Genomic DNA, 14,449 nt, shown 5'->3' on the forward strand with positions numbered 1-14,449 from the left:
TCCCGGCCGGCGCCATGCCGCGCAAGGGCAGGGGCAAGGCGATCCTCACGGGAACCGCCTTCGTCATCGCCCTCGCCATCCTCCTGTCGCTCGGCACCTGGCAGGTCCAGCGCCTCTACTGGAAGGAGCAGCTTCTCGCCGACATGGCCGCGCGCCGCATCGCCGCGCCGGCGCCGCTCGCCGATATCGAGGCGATGGCGACACGGGGCGAGGATATCGAATACCGCCCCGTCACGGTTTCCGGCACCTTCGCCAACAACAGGGAGCGGCACTTCTTCGCCACCTGGCACGGCCGGACCGGCTATCACGTCTACACGCCGCTCCAGCTCGCCGACGGCCGCTTCCTCTTCGTCAACCGCGGCTTCGTGCCCTTCGAGGCGAAGGAGCCGGAAATGCGCAAGCAGGGCCAGCTCACCGGCGGGCAGACCGTGGTGGGCCTTGCCCGCGCCCGCCTTGCCGAAAAGCCGTCCTCCATCGTGCCCGATAACGACCTGTCGAAGAACATCTTCTACTGGAAGGACCTCGACGCGATGGCGTCGAGCACCGGCATTCCGGCCGACAGGCTCGTGCCCTTCTTCGTCGATGCGGGCGATGCGTCGAACCCCAAGGGCCTGCCGATCGGCGCCGTCACCCAGTTCGACCTGCCGAACAACCACCTGCAATATGCCGTCACCTGGTATGGCCTTGCGGCCGCGCTGGTCGGCGTCGGCCTCTTCGCCGTGCTGCGGCGCAAGGCGGCCTGAAAGCGCGCGACCAGGTTGTTTTTTCTTGGCGCGGCGCCGCTTGCCGGCCTATATGGGGCGCAAGGCCCGACCATTGCCGGATACAAGAGAAGCATGATTGATACCCGACCGGACTTGACCATCAGGCTGTGCGGCCCGCGCGGCTTCTGCGCCGGCGTCGACCGCGCCATCCAGATCGTCGTCCTGGCGCTGAAGGCCTATGGCGCGCCGGTCTATGTGCGCCACGAGATCGTGCACAACCGCTATGTCGTGGAGGGCCTGGAGGCCAAGGGGGCGATCTTCGTCGAGGAGCTCGACGAGATCCCGGAAGAGCATCGCCAGCAGCCCGTCGTCTTTTCCGCGCACGGCGTGCCCAAATCGGTGCCGGCGGATGCCGAGGCGCGCAGCCTCTTCTATCTCGACGCGACCTGCCCGCTGGTTTCCAAGGTGCACAAGCAGGCGATGCGCCACCAGCGCCTCGGCCGCCATGTCGTGCTGATCGGCCATGCCGGGCACCCCGAGGTGATCGGCACGATGGGCCAGTTGCCGGAGGGCTCCGTCTCGCTGGTCGAGACCGTCGAGGATGCCGACAGATACGTGCCGCCGGATCCGGACAATCTCGGCTTCGTCACCCAGACGACGCTCTCGGTGGACGACACGGCCGGCGTCATCAAGCGCCTGCACGAGCGCTTCCCGAACCTCACGGCCCCGGCCGCCGATTCGATCTGCTACGCCACCACCAACCGGCAGGAGGCGGTCAAGCAGGCCGCGCCCGGCTGCGACCTCTTCCTCATCGTCGGTGCGCCGAACTCGTCCAATTCCAAGCGCCTCGTCGAAGTGGCGCTGAGGGCCGGGGCGACGAAATCCGTGCTCGTCCAGCGCGCCGCCGAGATCGATTGGGAGACCATCGGCGACATCCGCACCGTCGGCCTCTCGGCCGGCGCATCGGCGCCGGAGGTCATCGTCAACGAGATCATCGAGGCTTTTCGCGCGCGCTACAATGCTGTCGTGGAGCTTGCCGATACCGTCGAGGAGAACGAGCACTTCCTCGTCAACCGCGAGCTTCGCGCGATCGAACTCACCCCCGCCGACATGGCCTTCGTCAATGGGGAATAGGGTGGTGCAGGTCCTGCCGTGGTTTGCCCCTCATCCCCCTGCCGGGACCTTCTCCCCGCAAGCGGGGCGAAGGGGCAGGACGGCGCGCCCATCGTTCCTCGCCCCGCTTGCGGGGAGAGGATGCCGGCAGGCAGGTGAGGGGCAAAGACCCGCTTGTTTGTCAATTGATTCCACTCTGCAAACCTGAGACCCGCCGTGGCCGTCTACACCGATATCACCGAAGACGATCTCTCCCGTTTCCTCACCGCCTATGACGCGGGCACGCTGCTCTCCTACAAGGGCATCGCCGAGGGGGTGGAGAATTCCAACTTCCTGCTGCACACCACCAGGGGCGCCTTCATCCTGACGCTCTACGAAAAGCGCGTCGATCCGAACGACCTGCCGTTCTTCCTTGGCCTGATGCACCATCTCGCCGAACGCGGCCTGTCCTGCCCGCTGCCGCTGCCGCGCAATGACGGCGCGCTGCTCGGCGAACTCTCGGGCCGTCCCGCCGCGATGATCTCCTTCCTGGAGGGCATGTGGCTGAGGAAGCCCGCGGCGAAACATTGCCGCGAGGTTGGCCGGGCGCTGGCCGAAATGCATCTGGCCGGCGAAGGCTTCGAACTCACCCGCGCGAATGCGCTCTCCGTCGGCGGCTGGCGGCCGCTGTGGGAAAAGTCCGCGGACCGGGCCGATGAGGTGGAGGCGGGCCTGCAGGACGAGATCGCCGGTGAACTCGCCCTCCTGGAGGCGAACTGGCCGAAGGACCTGCCGTCGGGTGTCATCCATGCCGACCTCTTCCAGGACAATGTCTTCTTCATCGGCGACACGCTGTCGGGCCTCATCGACTTCTACTTCGCCTGCAACGACCTGCTTTCCTACGACGTTTCCATCTGCCTCAATGCCTGGTGCTTCCAGAAGGACGGCGCGTTCAACCTGACCAAGGGCATGGCGCTGCTGGAAGGCTACGAGAGCGTGCGCCCGCTTTCGCCCGGGGAGGCGGCGGCGCTGCCGCTGCTCGCGCGCGGCTCGGCCCTGCGCTTCTTCCTGACGCGGCTCTACGACTGGCTGACGACGCCGCCGGGCGCGCTGGTCGTCAAGAAGGATCCGCTGGAATATCTGCGCAAGCTGCGCTTCCACCGCCAGATCCGCAACCCCGCCGAATACGGTCTGTCGCGATGAAACATGTCGATATCTTCACGGACGGCGCCTGCTCGGGCAATCCCGGTCCCGGCGGCTGGGGCGCGGTGCTGCGCTACGGCGAGGTCGAGAAGGAGATGCTCGGCGGTGAGGCGCTGACCACCAACAACCGCATGGAGCTTTCCGCCGCCGTCGCCGCGCTCGGCGCGCTGAAGGCCCCGTGCGAGGTCGATCTCTATACGGACTCGAAATACGTCATGGACGGCATTTCGAAATGGATCTTCGGCTGGAAGAAGAACGGCTGGAAGACGGCCGACAAGAAGCCGGTGAAGAACGGCGACCTCTGGCAGGCGCTCGACGAGGCGCGGGCGCGCCACAAGGTGGAATGGCACTGGGTCAAGGGCCACGCCGGCCACCCGGAGAACGAGCGCGCCGACGAACTGGCGCGCCAGGGCATGGCGCCGTTCAAAGGCGTTAGGAGTTAGGCAGTAGGAATTAGGAATTAGGAATTAGGGGAACCGGCTATCTTCTCTACTGCCTACTGCCTAAATCCTCTTCAAAGCTGCTCGATCATCGCCGCGGCACCGGAGACCGTCGCCTGGCCGGGGCTTTCCTCGATGTTCAGAGCCTTCACCACGCCGTCCTCGACAAGCATGGAATAGCGCTTGGAGCGCACGCCGAGCGTGCCGGCGGAAAGGTCGATATCCAGGCCGAGCGCCTTGGTGAAGGCGGCGTCCCAGTCGGCGAGGAAGCGCAGCTTGCCGGCGCCGCCCGTGGAGGTCGCCCAGGCGCCCATCACATGGTGGTCGTTGACCGCGACGACGGCGATGTCGTCCACGCCCTTGGCGAGGATCGCGTCGCGGTTTTCCAGATAACCCGGAAGGTGGTTCAGCGAGCAGGTCGGCGTGAAGGCGCCGGGTACCGCGAAGAGCACGACGCGCTTGCCTGCGAAAAGGTCCGCGGTCGAGATGTCGGCGGGACCGTCCGGCGTGCGTTCCTTGAGCGTGAGGTCGGGCAGCTTGTCTCCAACGGAAATGGTCACGGCGTCTCTCCTGTCTGATATGGGATGGCGAAGGGCCGGAAGGGCCCGCGGGCGGCACTATAAGCAGCGCCGGCAAAAGTGCGAAGTGGTTTTCCGCCGGGAATGGCGGGGGCTCACTCGATGGCGAGCGGGCCTTCCATCGTCTTCTCGCCGGCCCGGAGCGTCAGCCGTATCGGGTTCTTCGCAAGGTCGAACACCTTCGGCCGGTGCAGCACCGGCACATCGGAGACGAAGGCGTCGCCATCCCGTCGCACGGGGCCGGCCGGGCCGAATTCGAACGGGGCGCCGGAGAGGAAGACGTCCGTGGAGGCTCCGTCCGCCGGCGCCTCGAAGCGCACCGAGATCGTCTTGCCGTCCGCCGACCAACGGCCGTCGAGCGGCCGGAAGCCATCGCCCGCCGCGCCGGGAAGCGTCGCCTCGGCCGCGGCGATCGCGGTCTCCTCCAGCGGATTGGTGAAGCCTTCGCCACCCGTCTCCACCTTGAGGTCCGCCTGCACGGGAATACAGATGTCCTTGCACACGCCGAGGAAGACCGTGGCCGTCACCGTGCCGCCCAACGCCCCGAGTGTCATCGGCAGGCGTACCGGCGCGTCATAGCCGATATAGTGGTTGGCCTCCTCACCGAGCCGGCGCGGCGCGGGGAAGCCGATCGAGGTCAGCGTTGCGCCGGAGACGGCGATCGACGGCGGGATGCCGCTGCCGCCGGGGTCGCGCCAGTAGGTCTTCCAGCCCGCGTGCAGGCGGATGTCCAGCATGGCGCGCGCCGAGCCGCCGGCATCTGCCGGAAGCACCACCAGGCGCACGTCGCCGCCCGGCGTCTCCACCCAGGGCGAGGTTGCCGCCGTGGCGGCGGAGGACAGGAAAAGCAGCGCGATTGCAGCGGTTTGCAGGCGTTTCATGCCTCAACATCTAGCGCCGGGGGGCAGGGCTTTCCAGCACCAAAGCGCATGGGAGCGATCATAAAAGCTTGATCGCCCGCCGCAGCACCATACCTCTCTTGCAGGGCTGGCGCGTCGTGTCGGCGAAAAGAACGCTTTTCATTTGATGGCGAATTGGTAGGCTAGTTGCATTATGGCTATGTCGGTTCTGAAAAACAGGCGAGAACGCGGCTTCCTTGACGGTCAGTTCCTGATCGCCATGCCGGGCATGGTCGACGCCAATTTTACCCGCACGGTCGTCTATATCTGCGCCCATTCGGAGGACGGGGCCATGGGCTTCGTCATCAACCGTCCGCAGCAATTGAACTTTTCCGACGTGCTGCTGCATCTCGATCTCGTCGGCGAGGACGAGGTGATCCGCCTGCCGGGCGCGACGCTGGACTTCCCTATCCGCTGCGGCGGGCCGGTGGAGAGCGGACGCGGTTTCGTGCTGCATTCGGATGACTACATGTCCGAATCCTCCATTCCCGTCAGCGACGACATCTGCCTGACGGCGACGCTCGATATCGTGCGCGCCATTTCCCGCGGCCGCGGCCCGCAGAAGGGCCTGATGATGCTCGGCTATGCCGGCTGGGGCGCGGGCCAGATCGAGAACGAGATCGGCGCCAATGGCTGGCTGTCCTGCCCGGCGCAGGAAGAGCTGATCTTCGACACCAATCTCGACAGCAAATACGAACGGGCGCTCGGCCTGATGGGCATCACGCCCGCCATGCTCTCCGCCGAGGCCGGCCACGCCTGAGCGGAACGGCAAATTTTCTCCGATGCCACCGGAACTTGTTGCAGCGCACGCCGTTAATTTAGTGCGTCAACAAATGCGCCTCTAACAAGGAGTACGATGGTGGGTAGCACGAGCGACAAGATCAAGGGCACGGCCAACGAACTGGCAGGCAAGGCCAAGCAGGCCGCGGGCAAGGCCGCCGGCAGCCCGAAGCTGCGCGCCGAGGGCGCCGTCCAGGAAACCAAGGGCAAGACCCAGAAGGCGGTCGGCAAGGCCAAGGATGCCGTGAAGGGCGCGGTGGACCGCCTCTGATCGACGACCAGGGATGGGGACTGCGTCATCCCGCCGTTGCAAAGCCGAGATACCCGTATCGCCATTCGCCGATGCGGGTATTTTGCCGTAAACGCCATCGCCGGATCGGGAACATCATGAAACTCTTCACCTGCAGCACCTGCGGCCAGACCACCTATTTCGACAACCGCGTCTGCGTGCGCTGCGGCTCGGCGCTCGGCTTCCTTGCCGAGGACATGGTGCTGCATGCCCTGGTGCCGGACGGCGAGGGATTCTGGAGGATCGCCCCGCGAGAGGGCGTCTACCGCTTCTGCGACAATGCCGTGCACGACGTCTGCAACTGGCTGCTGCCGGCCGATAGCCCGCACGCCTTCTGTGAAGCCTGCCGCCACAACCGCATCGTGCCCACCACGGATCCGAGGGGACTGGAGCGCTGGCGGCGCATCGGCGCGGCGCAGCGCCATCTCTTCTATTCCATCCTGCGCTGGAAGCTGCCGCATCCGACCCGCGAGGAGGACCCGGCCGGCGGCCTGGTCTTCGATTTCCTCGCCGACGAGGTGGATGCCGGCGGCAATGTCCTGCAGGCCGCGATGACCGGCCACGAGGACGGACTCATCAGCCTGCGCGCCGCCGAGGCCGACGACGAGGTGCGCGAAAGCGTGCGCGTCTCGATGGGCGAGCCCTATCGCTCGCTGCTCGGCCATTTCCGCCACGAGATCGGCCATTTCTACTGGACCCAGCTCGTGCGCGACGAGGCGACGCTGGACGAGGCCCGCCGCCTCTTCGGCGACGAGCGCGAGGATTATGCGGCCGCCCTTCAGCGCAACTACGAGCAGGGCCCGCCGGCCGACTGGCCGCAACATTTCATCAGCACCTATGCCAGCTGCCATCCGGCGGAGGATTTTGCGGAATGCTGGGCGCATTTCTTCCACATCGTCGACACGCTGGAAACCGCCCGCGCCTTCGGCCTCATCACCGACCCGAAGGGCCACGAGGAACTGGAGGCCGAGGTCACCTTCGATCCCTACCGCGCCCCCGATGCCGGCCGCCTCGTCGAAGCCTGGATCCCGCTCAGCGTCGCCATGAACGCCATCCAGCGCTCGATGGGCCAGCCCGACAGCTACCCCTTCGTCCTGCCGCCGCCGGTTCTGGAGAAGCTGGATTTCATCAATGGGCTGGTGAGGGAAGCAGGCAATAGGAATTAGCCAATAGGCAGTAGGTGTTGCCCTATTGGCTACTGCCTGACGCCTAATCCCTCCTCACGCCCGCTTCATCAGCGGAAAGCGTTCCTTCAGCAGCCGCAGCACGGAATCGTAGCCGATCGGCGGGCCGAAGAGGTAGCTCTGGCCGAATTCGCAGCCCATGTTGCCGAGCTCGATCGCGTCCTCTTCGGATTCGATGCCCTCGGCGACGACCTGCATTTCGAGTTCCCGCGCCATGGAGATGACGGAGCGCAACAGGACGGTGCGCTTGTCGGAGCCGTCGCGCACCAGCGCCTTGTCGATCTTGATCGTATCGAAGGGGAAGCGGGTGAGGTAGGAGAGCGAGGAATGGCCCGTGCCGAAATCGTCGAGCGCCAGGCCAAGGCCGACATCCTTCAGCTTGTTGAGGATCAGGCGGGCCTGTTCCGGGTTCTCCATCACGACGGATTCGGTCAGTTCCAGCTTCAGCTTTTCCGGCGCGCAGCGCGTCTTGGCGAGCGCGGCGCGCACGTCGTTGTAGAGCTCGTTGTTGAGCAACTGGGCGCTGGAGAGGTTCACCGAGACGAAGACGGGCAGGTCGCCGGTCTGGAGCTGCCAGTCCATCAGGTCGCTTGCCGCCTTGTCGAGGGCGAAGAGGCCGAGCTGGTTGATGAGATCGGAGCTTTCCGCGATCGGGATGAATTCCGTCGGCGAGATGTTGCCGCGCTTGGGGTGATCCCAGCGCATCAGCGCCTCGAAGCCGGCGATCTCGGCGTCGGAAAGGCGCACGATCGGCTGGTAGACGAGCGAGAGTTCCTTGCGCTCGATGGCGCGGCGCAGGTCCGTCTCGATCTGGAGGCGGTCCGCGCCGAAGGTGCGGAAGGCGGGGCGGAAGGGCTCGACGCGGTTGCCGCCGCCCTTCTTGGCCCGGTACATGGCCAGTTCCGCATCGTTGAGCAGGCCCGGCGCGTCCTCCTGCTGGTCGACCCAGGAGACGAGGCCGATCGAGGCGGTCAGGATGATCTCGCGGCCGCCGAAATTGATCGGCACCATGATCGCCTTGCTGACCGCATCGGCGAAATCCGCCACCTTGGCGGGGTCGCGCTCGGACATCAGGATCAGGCCGAACTGGTCGCCGGAAAGCCGCGCCAGCGTGTCCTGCGGCTTCAGGAGACGGCGCAGGCGCCGGGTCAGCGCGATGAGGATGTTGTCGCCGGCGGCAATGCCGAGCGCATCGTTGACCTGCTTGTAGCGGTCGATGTCGATGGTCAGCACGGTCGGGCGCACATTGTCGGAGCTTGCGGTCAGCGACAGGAGCGACTGGAGGCGGTCGAGGAAGACCTGGCGGTTCGGCAGGCCCGTCAGGTTGTCGTGCAGGGCGTCCTGGAGGAGGCGGTCGACGGAATTCTTCTGCTCGGTGATGTCGATGATGGTGCCGACGCAGCGGATGATCTCGCCATTGGCGCCGAGCACCGGCCGGGCGCGGATCGACAGCCAATGGTAATGGCCATCCTCGGCGCGCACGCGGAATTGGTGGTTGAGCCGGCCCTTGCGGTGTTCGAGCAGCACGTCGAGCGTCGCGCGAAAACGGTCGCGGTCGTCGGGATGGAGGCGTGGCAGCCAGTTGCGCGCAGGCCCGTGCATCACGCCGGGCGCAAGGCCGAGCTGGATGGAGATGTCGGGAATGGTGACGACGCGGTCGCGCGCCACGTCCCAGTCCCAGACCGTATCGCCGGAGCCCGTCAGCGCCAGCGACTGGCGTTCGAGATCGGAGAACAGGCCCTGGCTGTAGGCGCCGCCGGCAAAGGCGTGCTGCATGACCGTGAAGCCGATGAGGAGCACGATCAGCACGAGCCCGCCGCCGAGCGCCGGCTGGATGATGTCGTTGTTGAGCTGGCCCGTCACCGTCAGCCACGCGCCGAACAGCCAGACGAGGATCAGCGCCCAGGCAGGCACCAGCAGGATGGCGCGGTCGTAGCGGTTGAAGCCGAGATAGGCGATGAGCACGATGCCGACCGTGCCGGTCAGCGCGAAGGAGAGGCGGGCGATGCCGGCGGCGATCGGCGGATCGTAGATCGCGACCCCGAAGAGCAGGCCGAGGCCGAGGATCCAGGCGAGCGTCGCATAGGAGAGATGCGCGTGCCAGCGGTTGAGGTTGAGATAGGTGAAGAGGAAGACGACGAGGCCGGCGGCGAGGAACACCTCCGTGCCGGCGCGCCAGATGCGCTCGTCCCCTGCCGTGATGCTGATGAGCTTCGACAGGAAGCCGAAATCGACGCAGATATAGCCGAGCACCGCCCAGGCGAGCGCGGCCGTCGCCGGCAGCATGGAGGTGCCCTTCACCACGAAGAGGATGGTGAGGAAGACGGCGAGCAGGCCCGCGATGCCGAGCACGATGCCGCGATAGAGCGTGAAGGCGTTGACCGTGTCCTTGTAGGAATCCGGCGCCCAGAGATAGATCTGCGGCAGGTCGGGCGTCGCCAGTTCCGCGACGAAGGTGACGACCGTGCCGGGGTTGAGCGTGATGCGGAAGACGTCGGCCTCGTCGCTCGGCTGCCGGTCGAGCGCAAAGCCTTCGCTCGGGGTGATCGAAAGGATACGTTTCGCGCCGAGGTCCGGCCAGAAGAGTTTCGACTGCACGAGGCGGAAATGCGGGGCGACGATCAGGCGGTCGATCTGCTCTTCCGAAACGTTGGCGAGCGCGAAGACGGCCCAGTCGCCCTGGTGGTCCTGCGAGGTGGCGCGCACCTCGATGCGGCGCACGATGCCGTCCGTGCCCGGCGCGGTGGAGACCTGGAAGGCCTCGCCCCGGCCCGTATAGATCTCCGTGGTGGCGGTGAGGTCGAGTGCGGTGTCGTCACGGGAGATTTTGACGGGTTCGACGGCGAAGGCACGCCCCGTCATCATGCCGGCGAGGAGCATCGTGGCGAGGAGGATGAGGGCGAGCAACCGGCTGGCATGCAGCGTTTGCGGCACGGATAAAGACTTCATTGAAACTGCATGGTCCTTAGGTCTGCCTGTCCTGCCGCGCCCGGGTGCCGCCTAGGGCCGCCTGTCGGCCGCCAGAAGCGAAAACATCACGTGGTCGCGCCACTCCCCGTTTATCTTCAGATACTCCCGAAGGTAGCCTTCCTGCCGAAAGCCGGCCTTTTCAAGGAGACGGATGCTTCTCTGATTGTCTGGAATACAGGCTGCCTCGATACGGTGCAACTGAAGGCTGGAAAAGATATAGGGTATGGCCAGTTTCAGGGCGCCATGCATGTGGCCCTGGCCGGCATGCCGCTCGCCCATCCAGTAGCCGATCATGCAGCATTGCGCCGCGCCGCGCCGGATATAGCCGATGGTAAGCCCGCCGAGCAGCGCCTTCTCCTCGCGCGCGAAGACGAAGAGCGGCACGGCCTGGCCGGAGGAAAATTCCTGTTCATTCCTGAGAACGCGGGCGCGGAAGGCGCTCTCCGTCAACTCGTCGTTGCGCCAGGTCGGTTCCCACGGTTCGAGGAAGCGCCGGCTTTCCGAGCGCAACTGATACCATTGCCGGTAATCCTGGAAACGGGGCAGGCGCAGCAGGTGCCGATCGTCGGCAAGTTCCACGGTGTCGGACTGCCGGGACAGAAACCGAAAAACCGACCGTGCCATTCGCCCTCCGCGCGCGCCGATCCGTGGCGTGCCTTGTCCTTGAAGACTATGCCGAGAGGCTCGCCGGCGTCAAATGGTCGACGGGGTGCGGGCAGGCAGGCGGCCGGAAAAACCCCTGAAAAACAAAACCCGCCTTGCGGCGGGTTGCGTCTTCGAAGCCATGTGCGCTTCACCTTGCGGCAAGGGCGGGACGACCGGTGCGAGCCGCTTTGGTCAAGCGTGCCCCGTCATCAGGCCGTGGCGCCAGGCTCTCTTGCCGGGTGGCTCAGCCGAAAACCGTGAGGCCCTTGACGGCGGACTGGATGTTCGAGCGCGAGATGCCGAGGTCCTGCAGGGCGCGGTCGTCGAGGGCGCTGAGTTCACGGACGGCACGGCGGTCGGCGGCGTTCTTCTTGAGCTTTGCGAAGATGTTCATTGGTCAACTCCTTTGGGTTGCCCATGATATAAACAATCGCGTGCCCGGAAAAATGCACATGCTTGCAGCGGAGGCATGCGCCTGATGCATGGCGGACGCTGGCGCTGTTCCAGGACGGGATGGACGCGCCATTTTCATCCCGGCATCGTCGGCGGAAATGTCTGCCGGCGGCGGTGAGGGAAGGGGCCTCAGCTCGCCGCGCGGTCGGGCAGGGGCTGGCGCGACAGCGAGCGCGTGATGTCGCCGGCCGGGACCAGATGCTCCAGCGGGCCGATGGCCGAGATGGTCGGCAGCGTGTCGAAGAACAGGCGGCCGGCAAGGTCCGTCAGGCGCTCGATGGTGATGCCGGCAAGGCGCTCCATCAGCTCCTCGTTGGGGATCGGGCGACCGTAGAGCATCATCTGGCGGGCGATCTGGCCGGCGCGGGCGGCCGGGCTCTCCTGGCCCATCAGGAGCTGGGCGCGGATCTGCGCGCGGGCGCGCTCGATTTCCTGCTGCTCGATCGTTTCCGAGGATTTCTTCAATTCGTCGAAGATGACGGGCATCAGCTCGGGCAGGTTCTCGCCGCCGGTCGCGGCGTGGATGCCGAAGATGCCGGTGTCGGAAAAGCCCCAGTGGAAGGCGTAGATCGAATAACACAGGCCCCGGTGCTCGCGCACCTCCTGGAAGAGGCGGGAGGACATGCCGCCGCCGAGGATGTTGGCGAGGATCTGCGAACAGTAGAAGTCGCGGGCGTGATAGGCCTTGCCCTCGAAGCCGAGCAGCACCTGCGCGTCCATCAGGTCGCGCGTCTCGCGGATGTCGCCGCCGGTATAGCGGGCCGGCTCGAAGACCGGCGAGATTTTCGGCGCGGTCGGAAGCGAGGAGAAGCGGTCCTCGACCTGGCGCACGAATTCCTGGTGGTCCACGGCGCCGGCCGCCACGACGAACATGCGGTCCGTCGTGTAGTTGCGGTCGAGATAGGAACGGATCTCGCCGGGCGAGAAGGACAGCACCGATTCCGGCGTGCCGAGGATGGCGCGGCCGATGATCTGGTCGCGATAGGCGACCTCGGAGAACTTGTCGAAGACCACGTCGTCGGGCGTGTCGTTCGCCGCGCCGATCTCCTGCAGGATGACGTGCTTCTCGCGGCGCAGTTCCTCCTCGTCGAAGACGGATTCCGTCAGGATGTCGGCGAGGATGTCGACCGCGAGCGGGACGTGGTCCTTGAGGACGCGTGCATAGTAGGAGGTGGTTTCCGTCGAGGTGGCGGCGTTGACCTCGCCGCCGACATTCTCGATTTCCTCGGCGATCTGGCGGGCGGAGCGGCGCTCGGTGCCCTTGAAGGCCATGTGTTCCAGAAGGTGGGCGATGCCGTGCTCGTCCGTGGTTTCGTTGCGTGACCCCGACTTGATCCATACGCCGAGAGCCACGCTCTCGAGATGGGGCATGTTTTCGGTCACCACGGTCAACCCGGACGCAAGCCGGGTGCACTCAACTTTCATCATGCGCACTTTCTGCGTTCCACATTCGCGTGCCCCTTCGAAACCCGCAAATGCTCTTCCTGTGTCACACGATCCCGAACGCAAACCGCCCCGGAACCGCTCAGCTCCGGATTCGCGAGTGGTCGCCGATGAAGGCTTCCACGACGTCGAGTTCCGCACTCAGCACGTCGAACCGCTCCTCCCGCTGCATGAGGTCAGCAAGCCACGTCGGAAGCGCCGGGTCAATACCGCATGCCGATTTTACTGCGGCGGGGAATTTCGCCGGATGGGCGGTGGCGAGCGTCACCATCGGCGCACCGGGTTTCTCGTGCTTGGCGGCGACGAAGACGCCGATCGCCGAATGCGGGTCGAGCAGGTAGCCGGTCTCGGCGAGCGTGTCCTTGATGGTCTTGGCGACCTGTTTTTCCGAGGCGCGGCCGGCACGGAACGTCTTGCGGATCGCCTTCAGCGCGCTGTCCTTGATCTCGAAGGCGTTCGACTGCTTCAGGCTTTCCATCGCGCGGCGCACGGCGCCGGCATCGCGGCCATGGGCTTCGAACAGCAGGCGCTCGAAGTTCGAGGAGATCTGGATGTCCATCGAGGGCGAGGTGGTGGCCTTCACCTCCTTCATCTCGTAGCGGCCGGTCTTCAGCGTGCGGGCGAGGATGTCGTTCTCGTTGGTGGCGATGACGAGCTTGTCGATCGGCAGGCCCATGCGCCTGGCGGCATAGCCGGCGAAGATGTCGCCGAAATTGCCGGTCGGCACGGTGAAGGAGATCTTGCGGTCCGGTCCGCCGAGCGCCACGGCGCTGGTGAAGTAATAGACGATCTGGGCCATGATGCGCGCCCAGTTGATGGAGTTGACGCCGGAAAGCTTCATCCGGTCGCGGAACTTCGTGTCGTTGAACATCGCCTTGACGAGGTTCTGGCAGTCGTCGAAATTGCCCTTGATGGCGAGCGCGTGGACGTTCTTTTCCTTGGAGGTCGTCATCTGGCGCTGCTGCACCGGCGAGACCTTGCCTTCGGGGAAGAGGATGAAGATGTCGGTGCGCTCGCGGCCGGCAAAGGCGTCGATCGCCGCCCCGCCGGTATCGCCCGAGGTGGCGCCGACGATGGTCGCGCGCTCGCCGCGTACGGCCAGCGCATGATCCATCAGCCGGGCAAGCAACTGCATCGCCACGTCCTTAAAGGCGAGCGTCGTGCCGTGGAAGAGCTCCAGGACGAAGGAATTCGGCCCGGTCTGCACCAGCGGCGCGATCGCCGGATGGCGGAAGGTCGCATAGGCCTCGTCGATCATCGTACGGAACGTGTCGGCCGGGATGTCGCCCTCGACGAAGGGCGAGAGCACCGTGAAGGCGATCTCCTCGTAGGACTTGCCGCGCAGCGCCCGGATCGCCTTCTTGGAGAAGGTCGGCCATTCACGCGGCACATAGAGGCCGCCGTCGCGGGCAAGGCCCGCCAGAAGCGCATCGGAGAAGCCGAGGGAAGGGGCCTCGCCCCGCGTCGAAACATAGTCCACGTTCATACGTCCTTGGGAAGGTTGATGATTTCGAGCGACGAAAATCGCAGGAACCGACTGTCGCTTCGTACCAATGCTCTGCCGCCCAGTCTAGCGAAAGGCCACGCAAGACCGCAGGTCTCTTTGCGGCAGATCGTGGCAATCCCGTTGCATCCGGCCCGTAGCGGGCCTTGTCGAAATTCTGCGGGCGGGTTCAATCGACAATCGATTTTTCGCCACGTCGCTGCTATAGACCATCGCCTAGGGTTATGAAAAGGCCCGCAAAAGAGTTCCGAAAGGCTTGCACGCC

General features: G+C 65.6%; 14 protein-coding genes. 7 read left to right on the plus strand and 7 right to left on the minus strand.

Going from position 1 to position 14,449, the window contains the following annotated elements:
- Positions 1-14: 14 nt before the first annotated feature.
- From EV665_RS12870 to rnhA, 4 genes are all read left to right on the plus strand, one after another.
- A complete protein-coding gene (locus EV665_RS12870; protein WP_245507710.1) occupies positions 15-743 on the plus strand; it encodes an SURF1 family protein in 729 nt (242 codons plus the stop codon).
- 93 nt (positions 744-836) lie between these two features.
- Positions 837-1,838 carry a 4-hydroxy-3-methylbut-2-enyl diphosphate reductase gene (ispH, locus tag EV665_RS12875; protein WP_133034405.1) on the plus strand — a complete coding sequence of 334 codons (1,002 nt, stop codon included), beginning with the start codon at positions 837-839 and terminating at the stop codon, positions 1,836-1,838.
- A 195-nt stretch (positions 1,839-2,033) separates the two neighbouring features.
- The gene (locus tag EV665_RS12880) at positions 2,034-2,999 is read left to right on the plus strand and encodes a homoserine kinase (RefSeq protein WP_133034406.1); all 966 of its coding nucleotides are present in this window, start codon (positions 2,034-2,036) and stop codon (positions 2,997-2,999) included.
- Positions 2,996-3,442 carry a ribonuclease HI gene (gene rnhA, locus EV665_RS12885; protein ID WP_133034407.1) on the plus strand — a complete coding sequence of 149 codons (447 nt, stop codon included), beginning with the start codon at positions 2,996-2,998 and terminating at the stop codon, positions 3,440-3,442. Before EV665_RS12880 ends, rnhA begins: the two co-directional genes overlap by 4 nt.
- 71 nt (positions 3,443-3,513) lie before the next feature.
- Here the strand turns inward: rnhA and EV665_RS12890 are convergent, their stop codons facing one another.
- Positions 3,514-3,999: a peroxiredoxin gene (locus tag EV665_RS12890; protein WP_064329310.1), complete on the minus strand. Its 486-nt coding sequence runs from the start codon at positions 3,997-3,999 to the stop codon at positions 3,514-3,516.
- 113 nt (positions 4,000-4,112) lie between these two features.
- On the minus strand, positions 4,113-4,898 hold the full coding sequence (locus tag EV665_RS12895) for a protein-disulfide reductase DsbD domain-containing protein (protein ID WP_064329311.1): 786 nt from the start codon (positions 4,896-4,898) through the stop codon (positions 4,113-4,115).
- Positions 4,899-5,070: 172 nt separating this feature from the next.
- On the opposite strand from EV665_RS12895, the gene EV665_RS12900 reads away from it, so the two are divergent.
- The 3 genes from EV665_RS12900 (at position 5,071) to EV665_RS12910 (ending at position 7,151) form a co-directional block, all read left to right on the plus strand.
- Positions 5,071-5,676, plus strand: coding sequence for a YqgE/AlgH family protein (locus EV665_RS12900; protein ID WP_064329312.1), 606 nt, complete (start codon positions 5,071-5,073; stop codon positions 5,674-5,676).
- 99 nt (positions 5,677-5,775) lie between these two features.
- Positions 5,776-5,967 (plus strand): CsbD family protein, encoded by a 192-nt coding sequence (locus EV665_RS12905; RefSeq protein WP_064332426.1) that lies wholly within the window; start codon positions 5,776-5,778, stop codon positions 5,965-5,967.
- 116 nt (positions 5,968-6,083) lie between these two features.
- On the plus strand, positions 6,084-7,151 hold the full coding sequence (locus tag EV665_RS12910; protein WP_133034408.1) for a zinc-binding metallopeptidase family protein: 1,068 nt from the start codon (positions 6,084-6,086) through the stop codon (positions 7,149-7,151).
- Positions 7,152-7,205: 54 nt separating this feature from the next.
- Here EV665_RS12910 and EV665_RS12915 read toward each other — a convergent pair whose 3' ends face one another.
- The 5 genes from EV665_RS12915 to thrC all read right to left on the minus strand — a co-directional run bounded on the left by EV665_RS12915 (position 7,206) and on the right by thrC (position 14,166).
- Positions 7,206-10,049 carry an EAL domain-containing protein gene (locus EV665_RS12915; protein WP_245507711.1) on the minus strand — a complete coding sequence of 948 codons (2,844 nt, stop codon included), beginning with the start codon at positions 10,047-10,049 and terminating at the stop codon, positions 7,206-7,208.
- Between the two features lie 120 nt (positions 10,050-10,169).
- The gene (locus tag EV665_RS12920) at positions 10,170-10,763 is read right to left on the minus strand and encodes a GNAT family N-acetyltransferase (protein WP_064329317.1); all 594 of its coding nucleotides are present in this window, start codon (positions 10,761-10,763) and stop codon (positions 10,170-10,172) included.
- A gap of 265 nt (positions 10,764-11,028) precedes the next feature.
- Entirely contained in the window at positions 11,029-11,178 is a 150-nt protein-coding gene (locus tag EV665_RS12925) for a DUF1127 domain-containing protein (RefSeq protein WP_064496052.1), read from the minus strand.
- Between the two features lie 188 nt (positions 11,179-11,366).
- Positions 11,367-12,665 (minus strand): M16 family metallopeptidase, encoded by a 1,299-nt coding sequence (locus tag EV665_RS12930; protein ID WP_133034410.1) that lies wholly within the window; start codon positions 12,663-12,665, stop codon positions 11,367-11,369.
- 97 nt (positions 12,666-12,762) lie between these two features.
- Positions 12,763-14,166, minus strand: a complete 1,404-nt coding sequence (gene thrC / locus EV665_RS12935) for a threonine synthase (RefSeq protein WP_210234631.1) — start codon at positions 14,164-14,166, stop codon at positions 12,763-12,765.
- Positions 14,167-14,449 lie beyond the last annotated feature (283 nt).

This window comes from Shinella granuli (assembly GCF_004341885.1).
GTDB classification, from domain to species: Bacteria; Pseudomonadota; Alphaproteobacteria; order Rhizobiales; family Rhizobiaceae; genus Shinella; species Shinella granuli.

Bases quoted from the DNA above. Each gene is read 5' to 3' on its own strand.
- EV665_RS12930 (WP_133034410.1), bottom strand. From the start codon at position 12,665: ATGATGAAAGTTGAGTGCACCCGGCTTGCGTCCGGGTTGACCGTGGTG.
- EV665_RS12870 (WP_245507710.1), top strand. From the start codon at position 15: ATGCCGCGCAAGGGCAGGGGCAAGGCGATCCTCACGGGAACCGCCTTC.
- EV665_RS12910 (WP_133034408.1), top strand. From the start codon at position 6,084: ATGAAACTCTTCACCTGCAGCACCTGCGGCCAGACCACCTATTTCGAC.
- thrC (WP_210234631.1), bottom strand. From the start codon at position 14,166: ATGAACGTGGACTATGTTTCGACGCGGGGCGAGGCCCCTTCCCTCGGC.
- rnhA (WP_133034407.1), top strand. From the start codon at position 2,996: ATGAAACATGTCGATATCTTCACGGACGGCGCCTGCTCGGGCAATCCC.
- EV665_RS12925 (WP_064496052.1), bottom strand. From the start codon at position 11,178: ATGAACATCTTCGCAAAGCTCAAGAAGAACGCCGCCGACCGCCGTGCC.
- EV665_RS12920 (WP_064329317.1), bottom strand. From the start codon at position 10,763: ATGGCACGGTCGGTTTTTCGGTTTCTGTCCCGGCAGTCCGACACCGTG.
- EV665_RS12900 (WP_064329312.1), top strand. From the start codon at position 5,071: ATGGCTATGTCGGTTCTGAAAAACAGGCGAGAACGCGGCTTCCTTGAC.
- EV665_RS12895 (WP_064329311.1), bottom strand. From the start codon at position 4,898: ATGAAACGCCTGCAAACCGCTGCAATCGCGCTGCTTTTCCTGTCCTCC.
- EV665_RS12915 (WP_245507711.1), bottom strand. From the start codon at position 10,049: ATGCTCCTCGCCGGCATGATGACGGGGCGTGCCTTCGCCGTCGAACCC.
- ispH (WP_133034405.1), top strand. From the start codon at position 837: ATGATTGATACCCGACCGGACTTGACCATCAGGCTGTGCGGCCCGCGC.